Raw genomic sequence first — 21823 nt, 5'->3', positions numbered from 1 at the left:
ACAACGTGCCCTAATAGAGATTACTGCATTCCTGATGAGTGCGAGCACCTGGGCACAAAAAAAGCACCCCAAAGCACGGCAATGCTAAAGGGCGCATAGAAAAATATCCATTTAAAGTATATCACATAGTTAAACCGAAAGGGGATAGAACAATGATCGAGTTAAAGATTACAGTTGATAAAGCAGTTGAATTAGAACAAGAAGTGAAAGACCTATACCAATCCATCGTAGGCGCTCCGGTTAAAGAAGAAACACCTGCTAAGAAGGAAGCTCCTGAACCTGTTAAAGAAGAAGCTTCTGAACCTGTTAAAGAAGCACCAGCTCCTAAGGAAGAAGAACCCGCGCCTACAGTAGAACCTGAAAAAGAAGTACCAAGCCTTGAAGCAACTCGTGAAGCAGTAAAAGACGTAATGGCGAAAGCTACTGATAAAACGAAAGCTAAAGGCGAATTCAAAGCCTTCTTAGATAGCATCGGCGCTGAAAAGGTAACATCTGCTACCGATGAACAACGTATTCAAATTATGGATTGGGTGGCTAGTCGTGGCTAAGAAACACGCCTTACTAGGTGCATCCAGTAGTGCCAGGTGGTTAGTATGTACTCCTTCAGCAAGACTAGAAGCGATGTTCCCTGATGAACAATCGCCCTACGCTGCGGAAGGTACTGTAGCACATGACCTGGCAGAAGCAATTCTCCGGCATAAGCTTGAAGGCAAAAAAGCCCCTAAGCTAGACGATTACTCCGCTGAAATGGTAGAAGCGGTTAATCGATATGTCGATATTTGCGAAGAAAAGGTGAACGAAGCACGTGCCCGTTCCGCTGATGCGGAAGCCATGATTGAAGCACGGCTCGACTTCTCTCGTTGGGTACCTGAGGGCTTCGGCACCGGTGACATGGTAATCGTAGCCGATGGCATCCTGGAAGTGATTGACCTGAAGTATGGTAAAGGCGTTCCGGTTAGTGCCGTCGAAAACACACAGATGCGACTCTACGCATTAGGTGCTTATGACGTTAACGAGTTCTTGTATGATGTAAAAACGGTTCGTATGACGATCGTTCAACCAAGACTTGATAGTGTGTCTACCGACGAAATGTCACTTGAAGAACTTCTTGATTGGGGCGAAGATATCAAACCAATCGCACAACGTGCCTGGGACGGTATCGGCGAATGTACACCTTGCGATTACTGCAACTTCTGTAAAGCACGGCACACCTGCCGAGCATTAGCAGATACTTGCCTTGATACATTCTATAAGAATGGTGGTAAGCTCAATCAATTACTTACTGACAGCGAAGTATCCGACATTCTAGCGATGAAAGATTTAATCACAAAGTGGATTAAAGGTGTTTACGACTTTGCATATGAGAAGGCATTATCGGGTGAAAAGCAATGGCCTGGATATAAATTAGTGGAAGGTACATCAAGACGTACAATTACGGATCCAGACGCCGCTGCTAAAACATTACTCGATAATGGCTACAAGGAAGAGCAAATCTTCAAGCCTCGAGAACTCGAAGGTATCACGAACTTACAAAAGGTACTCGGTAAAAAGGGCGTTGCCGAATACCTAGAATCCTATATCGATAAACCGGAGGGCAAGCCTACGCTTGTACCGGAAAGCGATAAACGCCCGGCAATCAATACAGTTGAAACAATGATGAATGAATTTGAAGATGAGGTATAAGAGATGAATAAAACATTAACAACAGCACTAGCAATTTCCGCGTTAGCAGTAAACGTAGTTGGCGCAACTAGTAATAACACAGTAGGCGGTACAGATAATACTATCTCCGCAACATCTACAAGCTCCGCAGTATGGGGCTTCCAAAACAACATCGACGCTAATAATGCATTAGCGTTCGGTACAAATAATACTGTAACTGGTGAAAACGGTTTCGCCGGCGGTAATAACGCTACTGCAGCAGGTCGTAATAGCTTCGCATTCGGTTCCCATGCTGAAAGCCTAGTTGAGTACACTGTGGCAATCGGCAATCAAGCCCGTGTTTCTAGCTATGATAGTGTGGCTATCGGTAACGGTGCCTTCGTATCCGGTGAATCTTCTGTAGTATTAGGCAGAACTAATAATGTTACAGGTGCTGACACTGTGGTTGTCGGCGCTAACAATGGCACAGTGGCTGGTGGGCAATCCGCCGTAGTTGGCTACAATAATAAAATTGGCGCAGACAAAGAGCAATTAGTGTTCGGTTCTAATTCTGAATCTAATGGTCAAGGTGCTCTTACATTTGGCACCCATGCCAAATCCTTAGCCACTGACGCCGTTGCATTTGGTAACAACACGATTGCTGACCAAGCGAATGCGGTGGCAATCGGTACTAACAGCGTTACAGATAGCGCCGTTGGCGTTGATGGTATCACAATTAATGGTACTCGCCACGTATTTGCTGGTGAACAACCAGCAAGCGTAGTGTCCTTTGGTTCTAAAGCCCGTGCAGGTGCAGGCGGAGTAACTCAGTACAACCGCCAACTTACGAATGTTAGCGCTGGCCAAATCGCCGCTGATTCATTAGACGCTATCAATGGTAGCCAATTATACGCTGCTATTGATGAAATCGAAACAAACGCTAAACAAATTAACAAAAACAAGCAAAACATTAAAGATGTGGCAATCGGGTTAAACATGCTTGGCGATGTAGTGAACGATCATGAGCAAGCTATCACAGGTAATACTACTGCAATCGCCAGCAACACTAGCCGCATCAATGGTAATACATCTGCTATTACATCCCTTGGCCAAAAGGTAACTGCTAATACAGCGGATATCAGAAGCCTTGAACATGTGGCAGACAATCACGAAGGGCGTATCACAACTTTAGAAAATCGTTCTTTGGGCTTAGCTAATGACATTAACAACAAAGTCAACAATCTTGGCCAACGTGTTAATAAGTTAGGCGCAAGTTCCGCAGCACTTGCAGGATTGCATCCACTCGATTTCAACAGAAATGACAAAGTCAGCTACGCCGTAAGTTACGGCCATTACCGTAACAGTAATGCAGTAGCGCTCGGCGTATTCGCTAGACCTAATGAACGTATCATGCTTGGCTTTGGTGCTACTTTAGGCGGTGAGAACCAATACACCGTAAACGTAGCATTCAAAACTGGTAAAGGTTCTGACTATGTAGCAGAAGCTAAAGATGCACAAAGCCGCATCAGCAAACTTGAAGCACTCGTAAACAAATTAATGTCTGAAGTAGAAGCTAACAAATAATTCATTTAAAGAAGGAGACCGTAACAATGGCTAAATTAACAACTGGTATCGTAAGACTTTCCTATGCAAACATCGCTCAACCTCGTAAAAACGACGACGGCAAAGCAAAATATAGTTCCCAAATCATTATTGATAAAACAGATAAGAAAACAATCAAAGCTTTTGAACGTGCGATTGAAGAACTTAAAGCGGATCCAAAAGCAGTAGCTAAGGTAGAAGGTAAAGCAGCATACCTTAAATTGAACTTGCGTGATGGCGATACAGACGAAGCAGTAGCTGACCAACCTGAAACATACGCTGGTAAATTCTTCATCAACGCTAACAGTGATAAACAACCTATCGTATTCACTCGGGACAAAATCAAGATGGACCAATTCGATATCGAAGAAGAAATCTACTCCGGTGTATATGCGCAGGTAGCACTTTCTGTATTCGCTTACAACTTCAATGGCAAGAAAGGCGTAGGTTTTGGTCTAAATGGTGTTCGTAAAGTTAAAGATGGTGACCGCCTCGGTGGTGTTCACGTATCTGCTAGCGACTTTGGTGACGACGATTTAGGCGACCTAGACGATGACGATTTAATCTAAGGAGGCAAATATGGAGCTTAGTATTGATGTGGAAACGTATTCTGACTGCCCTATTAAATATGGGGCCCAGCGATACGTTGATGATAAGACATTTGAAATACTGCTCTTTGCCTACAGCTTCGATGACGAACCGGTCGAAGTAATCGATATGACAAAGGATCCACTACCTGAAAGGGTAGTGGATGCCTTATATAACAAGGAAATTACAAAGACCGCATTCAACGCAGCATTCGAAATGCTTTGTCTTAAAAAGTATTACCCTGATGCAGATTATACGAACTGGGAATGTACCTCTGTACTTGCCTTGTACTGTAGCTTGCCTGCGAGCCTTGATAATGTATCAAAGGCTTTGAAATTAGGTGAAGCCAAAGATTCACGAGGCAAACGCCTTATTCAGTTCTTCTCTGTGCCACGAAAACCAACTAAGTCGAATCCTAAGACACGTAATATGCCGGAGGATGCGCCTGAGAAATGGGCGGAATACATTGAGTACAACCGCCAGGACGTGGTGGTAGAAAAGGCAATTCGTAAACGCTTACTTTCACTAAAGCCACCTGCTACCGAGCACGAGTACTGGTTACTCGACCAAGATATCAACTGGAGAGGCGTGAAAGTAGATATGGAACTCGTCGATGCAGCGCTTGCCTGCAACGACGAAATTGTGGAAGAAGCTACCGAGTCATCCAAGATATTAGCAGGATTAGAGAATCCGAATAGTACCATGCAACTTAAAGAGTGGTTAACAGTAAGACTAGGATATGATCTAGAAACAATGCGAAAAGACGATGTATCAAACCTCTTAGCACAGGATATCCCCTCTGATGTTCGCAAGGTACTACAAAATAGACAGGTGCTCGGTAACTCCTCCATCAAAAAATACTTGGCCATGAAAAATGCCGTGTGCTCAGATGGTCGTATTCACGGAATGCTTCAGTTTTATGGGGCGATGCGTAGTGGACGATGGGCGGGTCGTGTAGTACAACTACAGAACCTCCCTCGTAACTACTTAGAAGATTTAGACACAGCTAGGGAAGTTCTTAAAAGTAGAGACGTAGAAATGCTAGACCTACTCTACGGAAACCCAGGCGATGTGATTAAGCAACTTATCCGTACTGCTCTTGTAGCAGAGGACGGGCACCGATTTATTGTAGCCGATTTCAGTGCTATTGAAGCACGTGTTATCGCTTGGCTTGCTCACGAGAAATGGCGCCAGGATGTATTTGCGCAAGGTGGAGACATCTACTGTGCATCAGCATCTAGCATGTTCCACGTACCAGTTGAGAAGCACGGTGTTAATGGGCACCTACGGCAAAAAGGAAAGGTAGCTGAATTAGCGCTAGGGTATGGCGGCGGTGTAGGAGCTATGAAAGCGATGGATACAAAGGGTGAAATTCCGGAGAAGGAGCTACCTGGTATCATCGAAGCTTGGCGACAAGCAAGTCCACGAATTACGAGATTTTGGAAAGATGCAGACAGCGCAGCAAAGCAAGTAGTGAGAACAGGAGAACCCGTACGAATTAGACAAGGCAATATTAAATTCTTTAAATCGAAAGGCTTCCTGTTCATCGAATTACCATCCGGTCGTAGACTTGCCTATGCAAGACCTAGACTCGGACTTAATCGGTTCGGTAGTGAATCGATTGAGTATGACGGAATGGATCAGGTTAAGAATACATGGGGCAGAGTTGAGACCTACGGCGGAAAGCTCGTCGAAAACATTGTACAAGCCGTAGCAAGAGATTGTTTAGCAGCAGCGATGTTAAGACTAGCAAAAGCAGGTTACAAAATCGTTGCCCATATCCACGACGAAGTGGTTATCGAAGCGCCTATAGGCGAAGGTAGTTTAGAAGAAGTTATAGATATTATGTGTGAACCTGAACCCTGGAATGAAGGGCTCATATTAAACGCAGCAGGGTTTGAGAACCCTTACTACATGAAGGATTAGGAGGACAATTCTTATGAAACTCTCAAAACAACAAATTCAACAACAACGCGAAGCAATCGACGGCTTATATGAACTCGTAAAAGATGCACCAGCTAGCGAACGTAAAGACTCCGCTATGGCGTACTGCGAAGGATGTATTGCTGCTTGCGACCTCGCGCTTAAGATATTAAACGGCAAGAAAGTAGAAGCTCCTAAGGTGGAAGAACCTGAAGCTACTCCAAAAGTAGAAGAGAAACCCGAAGAAAAGCCAAAACGAAAACGTACTACTAAAAAGAAAGAAGTAGAAGCTCCAGCAGTTGAGGAAACTCCTGAAGAAGATGATTTAGACGATTTGTTATAAGAAAGGATAGCGCCTTATGAAGGTCTTATTCAATCTACAAGTACAAAGGCTGTACGACCTGGTACGGCGCAATCAAGTATCACCTTTTAACCCTGCAAGTTATTACCATGTACCTTGCGAACACTCCTTCGCTAACCTATGGCCTATGGAGTCTAACGGATTTGGAATAGTGCCTTGCCGAGAATCATATGAGTTCTATTGTCCAAAATGTGGTGAGCGGATCAACGCTAAAGGGTTTACTGCAGAAGTTGGATATAGCGCCACCGTTCCTTTATCCCTAGACTTATCAATTATAGATAGGGGCGATAAACTGGACGTGCAATTTGAGTACGACACGGTATACGCCGACGGAGATAATGGGATGATTTACAAAGGCTATAAATCTCATGTAATCGATGTGGTGCGGTTTGACTTTAAACAAAGAAAAACCTTTATCATACTTAAGAAGCGCTCACGCAGCGACGTCGTCGAAGAATCGACGGTTTCCCCTACGCGTTTAGGAAATAGCCCTTTATCCTTAGCTTGGTTTGTAGCAACACCTGACTGCAGGCTACATAACCATCAAGATGAGCTAAAACGTTTCGCTAAGGTGTTAAAAGAAGTGTTCTTCGAGAAGCTTTCAAAGGCAGTAGGGTATAAAGTTAAATCTATTAGACAAGGCGTACAGGTGTCTAACAATTACGGAGCCTTCGATAACCTACTTCATAACTTAGTATGGAAATTACAAGCTCCTGATGCACCAGCTATCAATGATAGTCTTAAACGAGACTATGATGACTTTTATAATCGGAAATTCCCCAATGAGACACTGGGTATGGATAACGTATTAGAGTTAACGACAAAAGGTGTTTCCTTTGTAAAGGCCCTAATCAAGGCTCATAACTTACCGGATGCTAGATGGGTTAGGAGGTTATTACACGATAGGCCATTCTTCTATACGAAGATCATTAAAGTTATGGCTACGTTATTTAAGAACAAAGATTACCAAAAGGCTATGGTCGATGTCATCAAGAATAACGCCGATAATACAAGTTATATTCAGTCTTGGCCATTATGGCGTGATGACCGTGATTTATCTATCATTCGTAAATTTGTTAACATCCTTAGCCATCAATACGGCGAGCGCCAGGCGTTCTTATTCATTCGGAATGCGCCGTCCTATCACGATATAAGAGATACGGCTAGTATGTATTTCGAGTTATCGAGAAGTCGCCGTAAAGAGGTATGGAGCAGTCGCATCCAGGTGCGTAACCTACACGACACAATCTCGAGAATGCAAAAGTTCGACAAAGTAGAAGACGAAATCGTACAGCAACGGAAAGCACATCGCGTGCTAGCCGATATGGTTAACGGCTATCGATTCACGGCGATTGGTTCTACTCACGGCATCATTGATATGGGTATTCAGCTTAACAACTGCGTAAGCTCCTATATCAAAAAAGTAAAAGCTGAAACGTGTGCTATCGTAGGTGTCTATAAATGTAACGAGCCGGTAGCGTGTATCGAGGTTAATCCGAATAGTGATACGGATAACTTCGTAGAGATACACCAGGCTAAACTAAAAAATAATCGTGGCGTATATGAAGACCACGATATCAATGGAGCAGTTAGTCAGTGGATTACCTCTCACGGATTAAGCGTTCCGGCGTATGTACGGGATATCCAATTTGCGAAGGGAGGAGCGATGTAATATGGATACTAATATCATCATAGCTACGGGCAGAAGTCGCTCCGCCCGTAGCTGGAAGTCTGACAAAATGACTTGGAGTGCTTTGGTCAGTAAATTGGCCGAGCCTACTGTAACGAATGAAACGGCTGCTGAATACGCCAAGATGTCTAAAGCTGATCAAGGCCAAAAGAAAGACGTCGGCGGTTTTGTTGGTGGCTATATTCCTAAAAATGGTAGACGGGTAAGAGGCTCTGTTGAAGAGCGGTATTTGATTACCCTTGATGCGGATAACCCTGGTGAGGATTTCATCGTAGACCTAGATATGGAATTAGGTGGAATGGAGTATGTACTCTACAGTACGCACAGCCACACGGCTGATAATCCTCGTTACCGTGTTATTATTCCTACCGATAGAGCGATGAAGCCAGATGAGTACCAGGCAGTCTCAAGACGGATTGCTGATAACATCGGGATTGAGTTCTTCGACCCGTCAACGCACCAAGCTGAACGCCTTATGTATTGGCCTAGTCATCCTAAGGATGTGGAGTACGTTTACCTACACAGCGAAGGCTCTCTAGTTTCAGTAGACACCTATTTGAGTACCTACAGAGACTGGCGGGATACGAGTCTTTGGCCAACATCTGATAAGGAATCACAAATTCGCCTTGATGCGGCCAAGAAGCAAGGTAACCCATTAGAGAAAAAAGGACTTATCGGTGCTTTTTGTAGATGCTACAGTATCACGGAAGCGATACATAAGTTTCTCCCTGGTGTGTATGAGCCGACACAAGTTGAAGACCGATACACGTATGTAGCAGGTAGCTCAGTAGGTGGTTTAGTTATCTACGATAACGATACCTTTGCTTACTCCAACCATGCAACTGGCCCTATCAGCGGTAAACTTGTTAATGCGTTTGACCTTGTCCGGATCCACTTATTCGGAGACAAGGACCCAGCCGATGAGACCGCCGTTACTAAACTACCAAGCTACAAAGCTATGATGGACTTCGTCAACGAAGATGGTGCCGCACCTGTTCTGCTCGACAAAGAACGTATGGCGGATATGGACTTTGAGGATATCACGGAGGACGATGAAGACTTTTTATCTAAGCTAAAACGTGATAAAAACGGTACTCCTGAGTCGGATGTTTTCAACTGCTTGTTAGTCCTTAAACAGGACCCTGCATTAAAAGGTAAAATTCGTCTTGATGAATTCGCACACCGCTTAGTCGTCATTGACGATTTGCCGTGGCGTGGTAAGGACGAAACCCCTTACTGGACGGATACAGACGATGCGTGCCTACGTAATTACTTCGCTACTAAATACCTTATTAAAGGTAAAGGTATTATCGACGATGCCTTGCAAGAAGTAACGCAAGATAACAAGTTCCATCCGGTACGTCAGTACTTAACAGGCTTAACTTGGGACGGTGAATGTAGAGTCGATACTCTCTTTATCGATTACATCGGAGCGGAGGATACCGAATACATCCGAGCGGTTACACGTAAATGGATGTGCGGTGCCATCGCACGAGTAATGGAACCTGGCGTTAAGTTTGATACGGCAATCGTATTATATGGTGCACAAGGTTTAGGTAAGTCCCTTATCTTGGAGCGGTTAGGCCGTAAATGGTTTAACAACTCACTCGTTGATATCAAAACCAAAGACGCCCTTGAACAAATTCAGGGCTCATGGATCAACGAGCTTGCGGAACTCGCACCGACCTATAAGAACGATAACGAAATCGTTAAAGCCTTTATCAGCCGTACCTCTGACCGGTTCCGCTCACCTTACGGTAGACGGACGGAAGAGTACCCTCGCCAGTGTGTATTCGCTGGTTCCACTAATAATCTTATGTTCCTAAAAGACCGCACCGGTAACCGCCGATTTTGGCCAATTACTGGTGACAAGGACCGTAAAACAAAGAACTCCTGGGACTTGTCAAAGGATGAAATTGACCAATTATGGGCAGAAGCGTTCATGTATTGGTCTGAAGGAGAACCGCTTGTATTAGAGGGTGCACTTGAAGAAGAAGCCCTTAGAATTCAATTATCACACACTGAAGGCGGTGAACTCGTAGGGCTCATTGAGGAATACCTAGAGATGGAACTACCTGAAGATTGGGAGTCTAAAGACATCTACGATCGCAGGGAGTATATCCGCAATTATGGCGATGACGATTATTGCGGTTCAGTGCAGCGGGAGCGGGTTTGTGCCCTTGAGATATGGTGTGAAGTGATGGAGGGCGACAGGAAGAACCTGCAGAACGCAAAAGCAAGAGAAATTATTGACATCTTGCAATCTATTAAAGGGTGGAGTCCTTACTCTAAGAGCGTTGGGAAGATGCGTTTTGGGAAAATGTACGGTGTGCAAAGAGCGTTTGTTAGAGACACTAGCTCACTCCAAAATAAGGCTAAAACGATAGTTAAAAATCGTAAATAGCCGTGTTGCCGATTTTTGTTGCCGATTAGCTAATTTTTATATATTGATATTTATCGAAATAATTTTTATGCAAGCCTATACATCGATAAACTTTGATATATGCTAAAAAATCGGCAACGGCAACACGTGTGGCAACAAAATCGGCAACACGAATAGCGTAGTTGGTGTCTATCTTAAATACAATTTGTTGCCGATGTTTCCAAATATTTACTTTTAATTAAAAATAATAAATATATGAATAAGTGCTTGTATACGTATACACGTAAAAAACGCAAATACGCGTATATATATATATATATATATATGAGAAAAAAAACGCCAACATCGGCAACACAACCCCGATGAAGCCATATTTTATATGGGCTGAGGCCTGTTGCCGATTATTTATTGAGAATGAGGTGAGAACGATAGAAAAAGACATTGAACGATGGTTAGGAAATCAACTCAAAAAACTGGGGTGCATATATATGAAATTCGTGTCACCTGGAAATGATGGTGTACCTGATCGGATTATTGTACTTCCAGGAGGCGGTGTCCTATTCGTCGAGTTAAAGGATACAACAGGGAAGCTAATGGCTAACCAACGAGTACAGATTTCACGATTACGAAAGCAAGGCGCTTTGGTGTTTGTGGTAACTGGGATGTCTGATGCCAAGTTATTTGTTGAAGATATGGAAAGGGCGATACATGGACTTTCATCCACACGAGTACCAAAGCATTGCAATACAACGAATCATTGATAATACCCATTACGGATTGTTACTGGATATGGGCTTAGGTAAGACCATATCTACCCTTATTGCGATTGAACGGCTTATGTATGATTACTTTGATATTAAAAAAGTATTACTCATTGCACCCAAGAAGGTAGCAGAATCTACATGGGCCCAAGAATCGCAAAAATGGAATGCTACAAGACGTTTAACGGTGGCTAAGGTGTTAGGTTCCGAGAAGGAACGTATACAGGCCTTAGAGAGTGAATCTGACATTTATGTGATAAATCGTGAAAACGTGCAATGGTTATATGAGTACTACTATAAGAAGAAATCATTCCCTTTCGATATGTTAGTGATCGATGAGAGTTCTTCGTTTAAGAACCCACAGGCTAAACGGTTTAAGGCAATACGAAAACTCCGTCCATTGTTTAAACGGATTGTCATACTAACTGGCACACCAGCACCGAATACGTTACTTGATATTTGGGCTCAAATGTATCTCTTAGATGGTGGCGAACGATTAGGTAAGACGATTACCGAATATCGCACTCGGTATTTTACGCCGGACAAAACAAACGGACACGTCGTGTATAGCTACCGACTACTGCCTGGAGGGGATAAGGTGATATTCAGCAAGATGCAAGATATCTGCATGAGCCTAAAAGCGAAGGACTATCTTACACTACCTGAACGTATCGAGAATGTCATCACGGTAGAGATGAACCCGAAAGAGTGGGAACTCTATAAACAGATGGAACGTGAGCACGTGCTTAGCTTAGCCAGTGATGACGATGTGAGTGCACTTAATGCAGCAGCACTAGCCGGTAAATTGTTACAACTGGCGAATGGATCCATTTATAACGATGAAGGTGAAATCGTAGTCGTCCATAACGAGAAGATTGAACGACTGAAAGAATTGGTAGAAACGAATGAAGGAAAACCGATGTTAGTGTTCTATAACTTCAAACATGACCTTCAATCGATTAAAGAGGCTTTCCCGAAAGCCGTTGAGCTAAAGACCGATGATGATGTAGCCGAGTGGAACAAGGGCAAGATACAAATGTTACTGGCGCATCCCGCATCAGCAGGGTACGGCTTAAACCTTCAAGCCGGTGGCAATATCATCGTATGGTATGGGTTAACTTGGAGTCTTGAACAGTATCAACAAGCGAATGCACGACTTCATAGACAGGGGCAAACACAACCTGTGATTATCCACCACCTAGTAACAAAAGGGACAATGGACGAGCAGGTTATGAAAGCCTTAGAACGTAAAGAAGCTGGGCAAGATGCACTATTAGAAGCTATTAAATATCGTAAAGAATTGTATAAGGGGTGAAAACATGAAAGCTATAATGAATATTAACATTAGAAGTAAAGCAGATGATAATTACGTGGACTACAGCGGGTATCACATAGTTGATATCGCTTTTGGCCCTCCTAAAGAGGAGGATGCATATACAACATATGCGCTTGAGCGAATGGCAATAGAAGAAGTACTTGTGAGCATAGCCAGTAGAAAGTGGATTGCTTTGTATGGGGATATATTTGACCTTGAGCTCGGGGCAGTAATGGTTAATGCGGGGCAATATGAGGCAATAGACGTAGATGTGTGCCGAATAATGACAGACGACGAGTTCCGTCAACTTTATTTAAACTACTTGAAACAAGAAGAACGAAAAGCTGCCTCGGATTTGGCGGAAATATCAAGGAGGATGAATAATGCAAAAGAAATGTAGACGATGTGGAGACACATTTACAGTAAAAACACACGAGGATTACTGCCCTGAGTGTGAAAAAGTAATGACGCCGCCTGGTGCGGGCTATAGTAAAGAGCTAACGTGTGAAGGATGTGGTACAACCTTTATTCACAAAAAAGAAAAAGCGCAAGGTCGTTGGCCTAAATATTGCCCAGAGTGTTTGCCTAAATACTCTAAGGTGCCTAAGAAGAAGGAAGTGACCGCGGAACCGGTAGAGCAAACTATCGAGGAAGAGGTAATGCAGGCTATTGCAGAAAAGGTAACGCAAGCTATTTCTGAGCCTAAGACTGAAGATGTTATCAATCATCCTTCACACTATACACGAGGTAAGATTGAGGTTATCGATTTTATCGAGGATCAACAGCTTCCATACCATCTAGGTAATGTTATCAAGTACATCGCACGAGCAGGGTATAAGGGTGACAAACTCGAAGACCTAAAAAAAGCACGGTGGTACTTAGACCGGTATATCAATGAGGTAATGCGGCATGAGTGACTATAAAGAAAAGGCATCGGCGTATCTGCAAGATATAAAGATGATAGCCATACGTATCCAATCGCTACGGCAAGATATTCGCAAACTGCAGTATGATATCATCACCTTATCGGCGATTGATTATTCCAAAGACCGAGTATCCGGGGGCGGTACTCCAGTAGGTCTTGAAGGCGATGTGGCAAGACTCGTAGATACAGTGGACACCAAAAAACGGGAGATAGCAAAGCTTATTGCTAAAAGGGAAGAAGCAAGGGCTTTAATTGAAAAGATAGAATGTATACCAGGGCGTATTATATTAGCGCAAGAGTACATTAACGGGGCATTCCCTAAGAAAGTACAAGCGATGATATATTACGAAAAGAGCAGTTACTTCAATTTAAAAAATAAAGCGTTGAACGAATTAGGGGAACTCCTTTCATAGTGGAGTACTTTGGAGTGTTTTGGAGTATTTTGGACTTAAATGAACCGACTTGACATAGTATAATGTAGTTGTGAAAGGTGTCATTAGTCACTAACACAAATCCTCTCTTATACACAACTCAACAAAAAAGCACGGTGACGAAGACCGTGCTTTTTTGTTGTATGTAGCATTGTAAATACAGGGGCCCGTATTTATGATGTAGGCGATCGCGTAAGCTAAGGAGAGGGAATATGTAAAAATGAAATTTACTGCACAATGAAACCAGGGCGAGCCGAATATGTCCACATACATTTCAAAGCTTATACATTATGAGCTCGCCCTGTATCGTTGTACGCTGACATCTGATGACTAGAACTAGTAGTCCTCCAATAACTATATAGCCTAACAACAACCAACTAGTCATCGGATTTGAGCGTACAAACGTATTAAAGGTGATAAGGTATGAGCACAGAAGTCAAATGTATTAAACGTAAATGCCTGAATAACAAGAACGGCGTTTGCACAGCAAAACTAATTGAATACGACGGCCTGTGTCAAACGTATATCACACATGACCACGCACACAAAAGTAATTGTGGATTATGCACTCGTTCGCACGGCCGATTTAAGAGAAACAGCCGTGATGTATTAAGATAGCCAGGAGGTGAGGTAGTGGCTGCATTAGCAAATAAACGACATGAAAAATTTTGTCATGAGTACATCAAGGATATGAATGCGAAACAGGCTGCTATTCGAACTGGTTACTCTGAGAAATCTGCTGAGTCGCAATCCTCAAGACTGTTAAGGAATGACAAGGTTAAAAAACGGGTTGCCGAGCTCCGCGACGCCTACTTCAATGAAAACATCATGACGGCTCAACAGGTTGAGTATGAGTTAACAAGAATTGCCCTGGGGCTCTCAAATGAAAAACAAGTGGTTATCGAGGGCACAGGGGAAGGATGTTCCGAAGCTCGAATTATCGATAAACCGCCGGACGAGAAATCTAGGTTGAAAGCCCTGGAGCTTATGGCTAAACGCCATAGAATACTCAGCGGTGATACGACTATCGATATTAAGCCTGTACTCATCGTAGGTGGTGACGATATTGCAGACTAACAGAGTGTACTTGCCTGATATCGTAGGCAAGGGATACGGTGCTTTTTGGCGTTTTAAAGGGCGTTATAAAGTAGTCAAGGGCAGTCGTGCCAGTAAGAAGTCATCTACGCAGTCTCTGAAAGTCATTATAGAGATAATGGAGAACCCTTGTATAAACTGGTTAGTCGTTCGTAAGACAGAACGGACTTTGCGTGACAGTTGTTTCGCGCAGCTTAAATGGGCTATGCGCCAGTTGAAGGTGGAGCGGTACTTTAAATGTTCCGTATCGCCACTTGAGATAACGTATATTCCAACAGGGCAGAAGATTCTATTTCGTGGACTCGATGATCCTTTGAAGGTTACATCCATTACTGTAGAAGTTGGTGCACTGTGCAGGCTATGGATTGAAGAAGCTTACGAGATTATGAGTGAAGACGCATTCAACAGACTGGATGAATCTATTCGTGGCCAGTTACCCGACGGCATGTATCACCAGGTAGTGCTTACGTTTAACCCGTGGTCTGATAGGCACTGGTTAAAGAAACGCTTTTTTGATGAATCCAGCGAAAACGTATTGGCCATGACTACGAATTACCTGTGTAACGAGTTCCTGAGTGAATCGGACTTAGTGTTATTCGAAGAAATGAAGAAGAACCCTAAGCGGTACCAGGTAGCGGGGCTCGGTAACTGGGGCGTTGTTGAAGGCCTGGTTTACGAAAACTGGAAAGAACAAGAATTTAGTGTTGATGAAATTAGAGGTCAAACCGGTATCAAGTCCGCGTTTGGCCTTGATTTTGGTTATACAGTAGACCCTACAGCCTTAGTGTGTATGCTAGTCGATATGGCTAATAAGAGAATCTACATATTCGATGAGCTGTATGAAACAGGGCTTACGAATCAACAATTAGCATCTCGTATCACGGATATGGGGTACGCAAAAGAAAAGATAAGGGCTGATAGCGCCGAGCCTAAATCTATTGAGGAATTGTACCAAGCAGGATTAAAAGGGATAACCAGGGCACGTAAAGGTAAGGACAGCATATTAAACGGCATTCAGAGGATTCAAGACTACGAATTAATCGTTCACCCAAGATGCGTTAACGTGCTGCGTGAATTATCCACGTACCAATGGGCCAAAGACCGATTTGAGAAATACACAGGGAAACCTGAAGACGAAAACAACCATGCTATGGATGCTATGCGGTATGGTTTAGAAGATATTAATGTAGAAAGGTGGTCGTTTGATTGATATTATCTCAGCTATGGGACCGCATCATAAAAGGTTCAGCGACTATGTCGGAACGAGAGTTCCTGCAAGTTCAACTGCGTAATTTTCTAGGTAGTGAGCAGCGGAAAACGATGTGTACTGCTATTGATTATTACGACGGTAAACATGACATTTTGAATAAGCAACGATACGTTGTAGGTGAAGGCAATACGCGAATAGCGTTACAGGGCGTTCCTAATAATCAGATTGTGGATAACCGATTTGATGATTTAGTAGACCAAAAGGTTAACTACTTATTGTCTAAGCCATTAGATATTAACACCGATGATGACGAGCTCGATAAGATGTTTGGTATTCAGTTCCAACGCTTATTAAAGTCAGTTGGTAAATTCGCAACAATGGCCGGCAAGGCGTATATACACCCTTACATAGGCATCGATGGTACGCTAAAGTTTAAGTTGATGAAACCGCATCAGGTTTTACCATTTTGGGCAGATGAGGAGCACACACAACTAGATGCGTTCCTTTACTTGTACGACATTGAGTACTACACAGGACTAGAAACTAAGACCATTCACAAAGTGGAATACTACACACCGAATGGTATTCAGTATTACATATGGGATATGGAACGTTTACTTCCTGATCCGGATAAAGAAAATACTGCCAATTTTGCTATTGCTGATAAACCGTATAACTGGGAACGTATTCCTCTCATTATGTTCCGTGCGAATGAATTTGAGCAACCACTTATCGTTAAGGTTAAATCCTTGCAGGATGCACTTAACCGGTTACTATCCAACTTCCAAGATAATATGGAAGAGGATATCCGCAGCACAATTTTGATTTTGCAAAACTATGACGGTGAAAATCTCGCTGAGTTCCGTCAAAATCTTGCTTCGTATGGGGCAATCAAGGTTCGTACAGTAGATGGTGTTAACGGCGATGTTAAGGCCTTAAAAATAGAGGTGAATAGCGACAATTACCAATTACTTATTAATATTTTGCGTAAAGCTATTATCGAGAACGGCCGGGGCTTTGATGCTAAGGACGATCGTATGGCCAACAATCCTAATCAGATGAACATCATGTCGATGTACTCTGATATTGATTTAGATGCCAATGAAATGGAGCTGGAGTTCAAATCTAGCTTGCACGATTTGATGTGGTTCGTTAACACGTATCGTGGCTTAACTAATCAAAATGCAGTTGAAGAAGTGGACTTCATCTTCAATCGTGACTTGCCTATCAATGAAGGCGATACAATCAACAACTGTAAAAACTCCGTTGGTATCATCTCTAATGAAACCATTATCGCAAATCATCCGTGGACAACTGATGCTGCGGAAGAACTCGCAAAAGTTAAAAAGGAGCAGTCCGAAGTAACAGCAGATTTTGTTGTACCGAACGGCGGTGAGGCAGATGGCGAATGATTACTGGGAGAAACGGTATGAGCGGTTACTAGATGAATCGTTTCAAAAAGCGAATCTCACTGATGCGGAAATCAAAGCTAACTACGTCAGGGCGTTACGTCGGATAGAAAAGGCTATCAACGATTGGTATCGTAGATTTGCTACAGAAAACGGCATCCAATTGGCCGAAGCAAGGAAACTACTGAACGCCTACGAGATGAAAGCCTTTAAAATGGATTTGGCTGAGTTTAAGGCAGAAGCTAAGAAACTCGGTGTATCAGAAGAACATCAACAAATGCTATCAAATGCGTCCATTCGTGAACGATTAAGCCGTGAGCAGATGCTGTATATCAATGTGGTTCATGAGCTTGAAATACTGGCTCAAAAGCAGAGTATTTCGCTTAATGATTTATTGAAGGATGTGTATCAGTCCTCCGCGTATAAGTCCGCATATACCGTGCAGACACAACGCGGAGAATATTCACCTATTAATACGATTGATAGCAAGCGCGTTGATAGCGTGGTTCACAGTCAATGGGCGAGTGATGGCAAGGACTTCAGCAGTAGGATTTGGGGAGATACAAGTAAGTTAGTAGCTAACTTGCAGAATGATTTCACCCAAGCCCTTATTATCGGGCAAGGGGCGGACACGATGGCAGATAATCTGCATAAGCGGATGAAGACATCATACAGTAACGCTAAGCGATTAATCGAAACTGAGACGGCAAGGGTGCACGAGCAAGGGTTTCTTGATAGCATGAAAGACCTAGATGTCGAGGAGTTAGAGATACTGGCTACACTCGATAGTCATACTTCTTCCATCTGCAGACACATGGATCGTAAACGTGTTCGTCTCGTCGATGCTAAACCAGGTGTAACTGTTCCGCCATTCCATTGCTATTGCCGGTCCACTACAATTCCATATATCCCAGGACTCGAAGGAGGAACTCGCACAGGTAGAAATCAGAATGACAAGAGTACTGATTTTGACGGAGCGATTACCTACGAGGAATGGGAAAAAGAATATATCAATTAGCAGCGGAAACGCTGCTTTTTTATTGCCATTTTAGTATTGTTGGGCGATAACTAACAAGACCGTAGCCGTGAGGTGTGGCTCACGAAAATAAAGCGAAATGGGTATTTTTTAAGGAGGTCACTATGACTAAGGAAGAATTGTTAGCACTAGGATTAACTGAAGAACAGACTGCTAAGGTCGTTGAAGACTATGGTAAGAATTATGTGTCTAAGGATCAATTCAATGCTAAGAACGAGGAACTCAAATCCGTAAAAGGGGAACTCACGACTCTTAACAGTGAGATTGATAACCTCAAAAAATCTAATGCAGATAATGCGGAGCTTGCGAAACAAATTGAAACGATGAAAGCTGATGCCGAAACTCGTAAAGCTGAATACGAGGGCAAAATCGCACAACTTGAAATCGACAATATTGTGAACGTAGCATTGTCCAACGCAAAAGCTAAAAACAACGTTGCAGTCCGTGCGCTATTGGATTTAACCGATGCAAAAGTGAAGGACGGCAAAATCAAAGGGTTAGATGAACAACTTGCTGAAGTTGCCAAAGCTAATCCTTATTTATTTGGGGAAGCGTCCGCCCCTAAAGGTGTAGCCCCCGGTAACCCTGGCGGTAAAACACCAAGTGGCGCAATAACTAAAGAAGACTTCGCTAAAATGACGTACTCTCAACGGGCGGAGTTATTCGCAAACGATGTTGAACTTTACCATTCATTAACAGGAGGAAACGCTAATGAATAAACAATTCTCTTTTAATTTACAAACATTCGCAGCAGGTCCTACGCAAGTTGCTAATGTAGTTAACCCTCAAGTAATGGCGGACATGGTATCCGCAGGCTTACCTAAAGCTATTAAATTTACTCCAATCGCTAAAATCGATAACACATTGGCTGGCGTACCTGGTAACGAAATCACTATCCCAGCATGGGGCTACATTGGTGATGCGGAAGACATTGCAGAAGGCGTAGAAGTACTTGCAACTCAAATGTCCACATCCGTCACTAAAGCTAAGATTAAAAAAGCAATGAAACGCGTTGATATCACAGACGAAGCTAAATTGTCCGGTTATGGCGACCCAGTAGGTGAAGCTACTCATCAATTACGTCTGTCCTTGGCATCTAAAATCGACCAAGACGTAGTAACAGCTCTTGGCGGTGCTACTCTTACTGTAACTGATACTAAAGTTATTTCTTATGAAGGTGTAGTCAACGCAGTAGATAAATTGAACGAAGAAGACTACGTTGAAAAATATTTGTTCGTAGCACCTTCTCAAATTACTGCTCTTCGTAAAGACGCTAACTTCATTGATAAAACAAAATACGGTAACGACGTTATGATGACAGGTGAAATCGGTATGATTGCAGGCTGTCGTGTTGTAACATCTCGCCGCATCAATGACACAGGCGCAACTGTTGATAACTTCATCGTTGGTGTAACTGCAGAAGTGGAAGATGGTACACCTGTATTACCTGCTGTAACAATTTACATTAAACGCGACGTTATGATTGAAGCTGATCGTGTTCCTGAAAAAGGTTTAGACAAAATCGTTGCTAACGAACACTATACTGTTGCATTGACTAACCAATCCAAAGTTGTAAAAGCTACATTCAAAAAATAGTAGGTGAATAGTATGACCACGAAAGAGACAGTTTTACAAATTCTTGAATCGTGGCTCGGGTATGATGCAATTTCTGATGTAAATATCATTGAGTATATGATTGGTGCGGAAACACAACATATCCTCAATGATATCAATCAGAAAGAATTGCCTAGCGAATTACAGCACGTTCTCGTATATCGTGTAATTGGCAGCTATATCACCACAAACAAAAATAAATTGATTGAAACTGACGGAGAAATGGCGAGCTCCATTAAAATGGGCGACACTGAAGTTCAGTTTAAAGGACCCGACAAGGCATCTCGTCTCCAAGAATTGGCCACCGCTTTGAGTGGATATGGAAGGGGTGACCTAGCATGCTTCCGACGGCTAAGATGGTAGATGCTGCTAGAAAGCAGTTAGAACGATTGTACGATTGTACGTGTTATGTTATCTCCGAAGTGGATGCAATGGACCCCGATACTGGAATTATGAGTAAAACTGCCAGTAGAGAGGGTCCTTTTGCTTGTAGAATTAGCTATAAAACTCTCTCTACAGGTCAAAACGCTGAGATTGCGAAATTTAGTACCACCACGGTACTTTTCACCGCTCCGGATGTAATCATACCCAAAGGGGCTCGAATCGAGCTTATAGGGCGAAATACGAAGCAACTTTTTCGCAGTGCATCGATTTCGGCACGATATGACACCCATCAAGAGGTGCAACTCGAAAATTTAGAGGTGCATTGACATGGGCGTTGAATTTGATATGGACGAATTTGCTGAATTTAATCGCAGCTTGGTTAAACTGAGTCAGTCAGGTAGTCTTCAGAATTTCAACAAACAAGTTGTGAAGGAATTGGCCAATGTGTATGTGCGTGAAGCTAAATTGAATACACCAGTCGGTAAACGATCGGTTAAATTCATGCAAAACGGCAAAGTACAAACAAAGTACTTTGATAGTGAGCATACCCGCCAATCGTGGAGTGTTGGTAGATATCAACTGAACGAAAAAACCGGACGGATTGAGGTATTTAACACATCCTCTTACGCCTCGTTCCTTAATGATGGCCATCGGCAAGAAGTTGGGAGATTTCTTCAGTGGATAGGTCAATCTAAAGGCGGAGTTATGCAAGGCGGTAGACTGAAAAAGCCTTGGGTAGACGGTGCGTACATGCACGAAAAAGCCGAAAAGGCACTCAGTAAAAACGCTAAACGTATTATGGAAATTACATTGAAGAAATGGATTGAAAAGCATGGTGGATTCTGATGTATTAACAGCTGTATCTAAAGCCGTACATACGGCACTTAAGGTGCCTATATACCTAGAATTCAAAGAAAACAATATGACATTCCCTTGTGCATATATCAAGGTGATTGAGCCTAGTATGGGCAGACATGTCGGTGATCTTTATAACACTTCTTTGGATTTAGACATCATGTATTACGCCAATAATCTTGATGTGGTTACTGATACGCGAAAACTCATTGATATTCCTAGCGTGCTGTATCTATTACTCGAATTTGTACAAGTTAGGGAACGTACAATTATGGGCACCGGCATGAAATACAAGATTTCAGACGGTGTGCTGCACTTCTTCGTGACGTATGAAAACATACTCCGGAGAGTGGCCAAACCTGTCGAGCGGATGAAGCACATGGAATTAACAGAAAGGGTAAAAGATGGCAGATGAAAAAGAAACAGTCGAAGTAACGACTGAACAACAATTTGATGCTTACGCTATCATTGCATCTGACAAATATAGACGGTATCGTGATTTACTCACTTGCCTTCTTAACGAAGATGAAATGTATACGGAAAGCGACATTGATAGAATTTTAAATCAGGCATTAACAACGCCTGTGAAAGGTTAGTGAA

At 42.9% G+C, this 21823-nt stretch carries 23 protein-coding genes; all 23 read left to right on the top strand.

Annotation, left to right across the window (positions count from 1 at the left end; genetic code table 11):
* Positions 1 to 152: 152 nt before the first annotated feature.
* The 23 genes from VCHSUH04_RS07360 (at position 153) to VCHSUH04_RS07240 (ending at position 21819) form a co-directional block, all read left to right on the top strand.
* On the top strand, positions 153 to 548 hold the full coding sequence (locus VCHSUH04_RS07360; protein ID WP_105085981.1) for a hypothetical protein: 396 nt from the start codon (positions 153 to 155) through the stop codon (positions 546 to 548).
* Positions 502 to 1683 carry a DUF2800 domain-containing protein gene (locus VCHSUH04_RS07355; RefSeq protein WP_233188319.1) on the top strand — a complete coding sequence of 394 codons (1182 nt, stop codon included), beginning with the start codon at positions 502 to 504 and terminating at the stop codon, positions 1681 to 1683. The genes VCHSUH04_RS07360 and VCHSUH04_RS07355 overlap by 47 nt, the downstream gene beginning before the upstream one ends.
* A 3-nt stretch (positions 1684 to 1686) precedes the next feature.
* Positions 1687 to 3225 (top strand): YadA-like family protein, encoded by a 1539-nt coding sequence (locus tag VCHSUH04_RS07350; RefSeq protein ID WP_105085979.1) that lies wholly within the window; start codon positions 1687 to 1689, stop codon positions 3223 to 3225.
* A 26-nt stretch (positions 3226 to 3251) separates the two neighbouring features.
* Positions 3252 to 3812 carry a DUF2815 family protein gene (locus tag VCHSUH04_RS07345; protein ID WP_105085978.1) on the top strand — a complete coding sequence of 187 codons (561 nt, stop codon included), beginning with the start codon at positions 3252 to 3254 and terminating at the stop codon, positions 3810 to 3812.
* 10 nt (positions 3813 to 3822) lie between these two features.
* Positions 3823 to 5757: a DNA polymerase gene (locus tag VCHSUH04_RS07340; RefSeq protein WP_105085977.1), complete on the top strand. Its 1935-nt coding sequence runs from the start codon at positions 3823 to 3825 to the stop codon at positions 5755 to 5757.
* Positions 5758 to 5770: 13 nt separating this feature from the next.
* Positions 5771 to 6097: a hypothetical protein gene (locus tag VCHSUH04_RS07335; RefSeq protein ID WP_105085976.1), complete on the top strand. Its 327-nt coding sequence runs from the start codon at positions 5771 to 5773 to the stop codon at positions 6095 to 6097.
* Positions 6098 to 6113: 16 nt separating this feature from the next.
* Complete coding sequence (locus tag VCHSUH04_RS07330) at positions 6114 to 7787, top strand: PcfJ domain-containing protein (protein ID WP_105085975.1); 1674 nt, start codon at positions 6114 to 6116, stop codon at positions 7785 to 7787.
* 1 nt (position 7788) lies between these two features.
* Positions 7789 to 10209: a virulence-associated E family protein gene (locus VCHSUH04_RS07325; protein ID WP_105085974.1), complete on the top strand. Its 2421-nt coding sequence runs from the start codon at positions 7789 to 7791 to the stop codon at positions 10207 to 10209.
* 467 nt (positions 10210 to 10676) lie between these two features.
* Positions 10677 to 10949 carry a VRR-NUC domain-containing protein gene (locus VCHSUH04_RS07315; RefSeq protein ID WP_199176438.1) on the top strand — a complete coding sequence of 91 codons (273 nt, stop codon included), beginning with the start codon at positions 10677 to 10679 and terminating at the stop codon, positions 10947 to 10949.
* Positions 10897 to 12264: a DEAD/DEAH box helicase gene (locus tag VCHSUH04_RS07310; protein WP_105085972.1), complete on the top strand. Its 1368-nt coding sequence runs from the start codon at positions 10897 to 10899 to the stop codon at positions 12262 to 12264. Before VCHSUH04_RS07315 ends, VCHSUH04_RS07310 begins: the two co-directional genes overlap by 53 nt.
* Before the next feature lie 4 nt (positions 12265 to 12268).
* Positions 12269 to 12664, top strand: a complete 396-nt coding sequence (locus tag VCHSUH04_RS07305; protein WP_105085971.1) for a hypothetical protein — start codon at positions 12269 to 12271, stop codon at positions 12662 to 12664.
* The gene (locus VCHSUH04_RS10335) at positions 12648 to 13181 is read left to right on the top strand and encodes a DUF3310 domain-containing protein (RefSeq protein WP_233188317.1); all 534 of its coding nucleotides are present in this window, start codon (positions 12648 to 12650) and stop codon (positions 13179 to 13181) included. Before VCHSUH04_RS07305 ends, VCHSUH04_RS10335 begins: the two co-directional genes overlap by 17 nt.
* Positions 13174 to 13602, top strand: coding sequence for a DUF1492 domain-containing protein (locus VCHSUH04_RS07295; RefSeq protein WP_105085970.1), 429 nt, complete (start codon positions 13174 to 13176; stop codon positions 13600 to 13602). The genes VCHSUH04_RS10335 and VCHSUH04_RS07295 overlap by 8 nt, the downstream gene beginning before the upstream one ends.
* A gap of 651 nt (positions 13603 to 14253) precedes the next feature.
* Positions 14254 to 14697 (top strand): terminase small subunit, encoded by a 444-nt coding sequence (locus VCHSUH04_RS07290; RefSeq protein WP_105085969.1) that lies wholly within the window; start codon positions 14254 to 14256, stop codon positions 14695 to 14697.
* Entirely contained in the window at positions 14675 to 15925 is a 1251-nt protein-coding gene (locus VCHSUH04_RS07285; RefSeq protein WP_369819988.1) for a PBSX family phage terminase large subunit, read from the top strand. The genes VCHSUH04_RS07290 and VCHSUH04_RS07285 overlap by 23 nt, the downstream gene beginning before the upstream one ends.
* Positions 15922 to 17337, top strand: coding sequence for a phage portal protein (locus VCHSUH04_RS07280; protein ID WP_105085967.1), 1416 nt, complete (start codon positions 15922 to 15924; stop codon positions 17335 to 17337). Before VCHSUH04_RS07285 ends, VCHSUH04_RS07280 begins: the two co-directional genes overlap by 4 nt.
* Positions 17327 to 18352: a minor capsid protein gene (locus VCHSUH04_RS07275; RefSeq protein ID WP_105085966.1), complete on the top strand. Its 1026-nt coding sequence runs from the start codon at positions 17327 to 17329 to the stop codon at positions 18350 to 18352. The genes VCHSUH04_RS07280 and VCHSUH04_RS07275 overlap by 11 nt, the downstream gene beginning before the upstream one ends.
* Positions 18353 to 18474: 122 nt before the next feature.
* Complete coding sequence (locus VCHSUH04_RS07270; RefSeq protein WP_105085965.1) at positions 18475 to 19089, top strand: phage scaffolding protein; 615 nt, start codon at positions 18475 to 18477, stop codon at positions 19087 to 19089.
* Complete coding sequence (locus VCHSUH04_RS07265) at positions 19082 to 19966, top strand: N4-gp56 family major capsid protein (RefSeq protein WP_105085964.1); 885 nt, start codon at positions 19082 to 19084, stop codon at positions 19964 to 19966. Before VCHSUH04_RS07270 ends, VCHSUH04_RS07265 begins: the two co-directional genes overlap by 8 nt.
* Before the next feature lie 12 nt (positions 19967 to 19978).
* Positions 19979 to 20347: a hypothetical protein gene (locus VCHSUH04_RS07260; protein ID WP_105085963.1), complete on the top strand. Its 369-nt coding sequence runs from the start codon at positions 19979 to 19981 to the stop codon at positions 20345 to 20347.
* A 348-nt stretch (positions 20348 to 20695) separates the two neighbouring features.
* Positions 20696 to 21214: an HK97 gp10 family phage protein gene (locus VCHSUH04_RS07250; protein WP_105085961.1), complete on the top strand. Its 519-nt coding sequence runs from the start codon at positions 20696 to 20698 to the stop codon at positions 21212 to 21214.
* The gene (locus tag VCHSUH04_RS07245; RefSeq protein WP_105085960.1) at positions 21201 to 21638 is read left to right on the top strand and encodes a DUF6838 family protein; all 438 of its coding nucleotides are present in this window, start codon (positions 21201 to 21203) and stop codon (positions 21636 to 21638) included. The genes VCHSUH04_RS07250 and VCHSUH04_RS07245 overlap by 14 nt, the downstream gene beginning before the upstream one ends.
* Positions 21628 to 21819, top strand: a complete 192-nt coding sequence (locus VCHSUH04_RS07240) for a hypothetical protein (RefSeq protein WP_105085959.1) — start codon at positions 21628 to 21630, stop codon at positions 21817 to 21819. The genes VCHSUH04_RS07245 and VCHSUH04_RS07240 overlap by 11 nt, the downstream gene beginning before the upstream one ends.
* The last annotated feature ends 4 nt before the right edge of the window (positions 21820 to 21823 follow it).

Source organism: Veillonella sp. T14073-2 (genome assembly GCF_002959875.1).
Taxonomy (GTDB): domain Bacteria; phylum Bacillota; class Negativicutes; order Veillonellales; family Veillonellaceae; genus Veillonella; species Veillonella infantium.
Note: the sequence above shows the minus strand (reverse complement) of the source record. Positions and strands in the feature narration are given on the sequence as shown.

Coding starts and splice junctions, on each gene's coding strand:
- VCHSUH04_RS07360 (WP_105085981.1), top strand. CDS start 153: ATGATCGAGTTAAAGATTACAGTTGATAAAGCAGTTGAATTAGAACAA.
- VCHSUH04_RS07355 (WP_233188319.1), top strand. CDS start 502: ATGAACAACGTATTCAAATTATGGATTGGGTGGCTAGTCGTGGCTAAG.
- VCHSUH04_RS07350 (WP_105085979.1), top strand. CDS start 1,687: ATGAATAAAACATTAACAACAGCACTAGCAATTTCCGCGTTAGCAGTA.
- VCHSUH04_RS07345 (WP_105085978.1), top strand. CDS start 3,252: ATGGCTAAATTAACAACTGGTATCGTAAGACTTTCCTATGCAAACATC.
- VCHSUH04_RS07340 (WP_105085977.1), top strand. CDS start 3,823: ATGGAGCTTAGTATTGATGTGGAAACGTATTCTGACTGCCCTATTAAA.
- VCHSUH04_RS07335 (WP_105085976.1), top strand. CDS start 5,771: ATGAAACTCTCAAAACAACAAATTCAACAACAACGCGAAGCAATCGAC.
- VCHSUH04_RS07330 (WP_105085975.1), top strand. CDS start 6,114: ATGAAGGTCTTATTCAATCTACAAGTACAAAGGCTGTACGACCTGGTA.
- VCHSUH04_RS07325 (WP_105085974.1), top strand. CDS start 7,789: ATGGATACTAATATCATCATAGCTACGGGCAGAAGTCGCTCCGCCCGT.
- VCHSUH04_RS07315 (WP_199176438.1), top strand. CDS start 10,677: ATGAAATTCGTGTCACCTGGAAATGATGGTGTACCTGATCGGATTATT.
- VCHSUH04_RS07310 (WP_105085972.1), top strand. CDS start 10,897: ATGGACTTTCATCCACACGAGTACCAAAGCATTGCAATACAACGAATC.
- VCHSUH04_RS07305 (WP_105085971.1), top strand. CDS start 12,269: ATGAAAGCTATAATGAATATTAACATTAGAAGTAAAGCAGATGATAAT.
- VCHSUH04_RS10335 (WP_233188317.1), top strand. CDS start 12,648: ATGCAAAAGAAATGTAGACGATGTGGAGACACATTTACAGTAAAAACA.
- VCHSUH04_RS07295 (WP_105085970.1), top strand. CDS start 13,174: ATGAGTGACTATAAAGAAAAGGCATCGGCGTATCTGCAAGATATAAAG.
- VCHSUH04_RS07275 (WP_105085966.1), top strand. CDS start 17,327: ATGGCGAATGATTACTGGGAGAAACGGTATGAGCGGTTACTAGATGAA.
- VCHSUH04_RS07270 (WP_105085965.1), top strand. CDS start 18,475: ATGACTAAGGAAGAATTGTTAGCACTAGGATTAACTGAAGAACAGACT.
- VCHSUH04_RS07265 (WP_105085964.1), top strand. CDS start 19,082: ATGAATAAACAATTCTCTTTTAATTTACAAACATTCGCAGCAGGTCCT.
- VCHSUH04_RS07260 (WP_105085963.1), top strand. CDS start 19,979: ATGACCACGAAAGAGACAGTTTTACAAATTCTTGAATCGTGGCTCGGG.
- VCHSUH04_RS07250 (WP_105085961.1), top strand. CDS start 20,696: ATGGGCGTTGAATTTGATATGGACGAATTTGCTGAATTTAATCGCAGC.
- VCHSUH04_RS07245 (WP_105085960.1), top strand. CDS start 21,201: ATGGTGGATTCTGATGTATTAACAGCTGTATCTAAAGCCGTACATACG.
- VCHSUH04_RS07240 (WP_105085959.1), top strand. CDS start 21,628: ATGGCAGATGAAAAAGAAACAGTCGAAGTAACGACTGAACAACAATTT.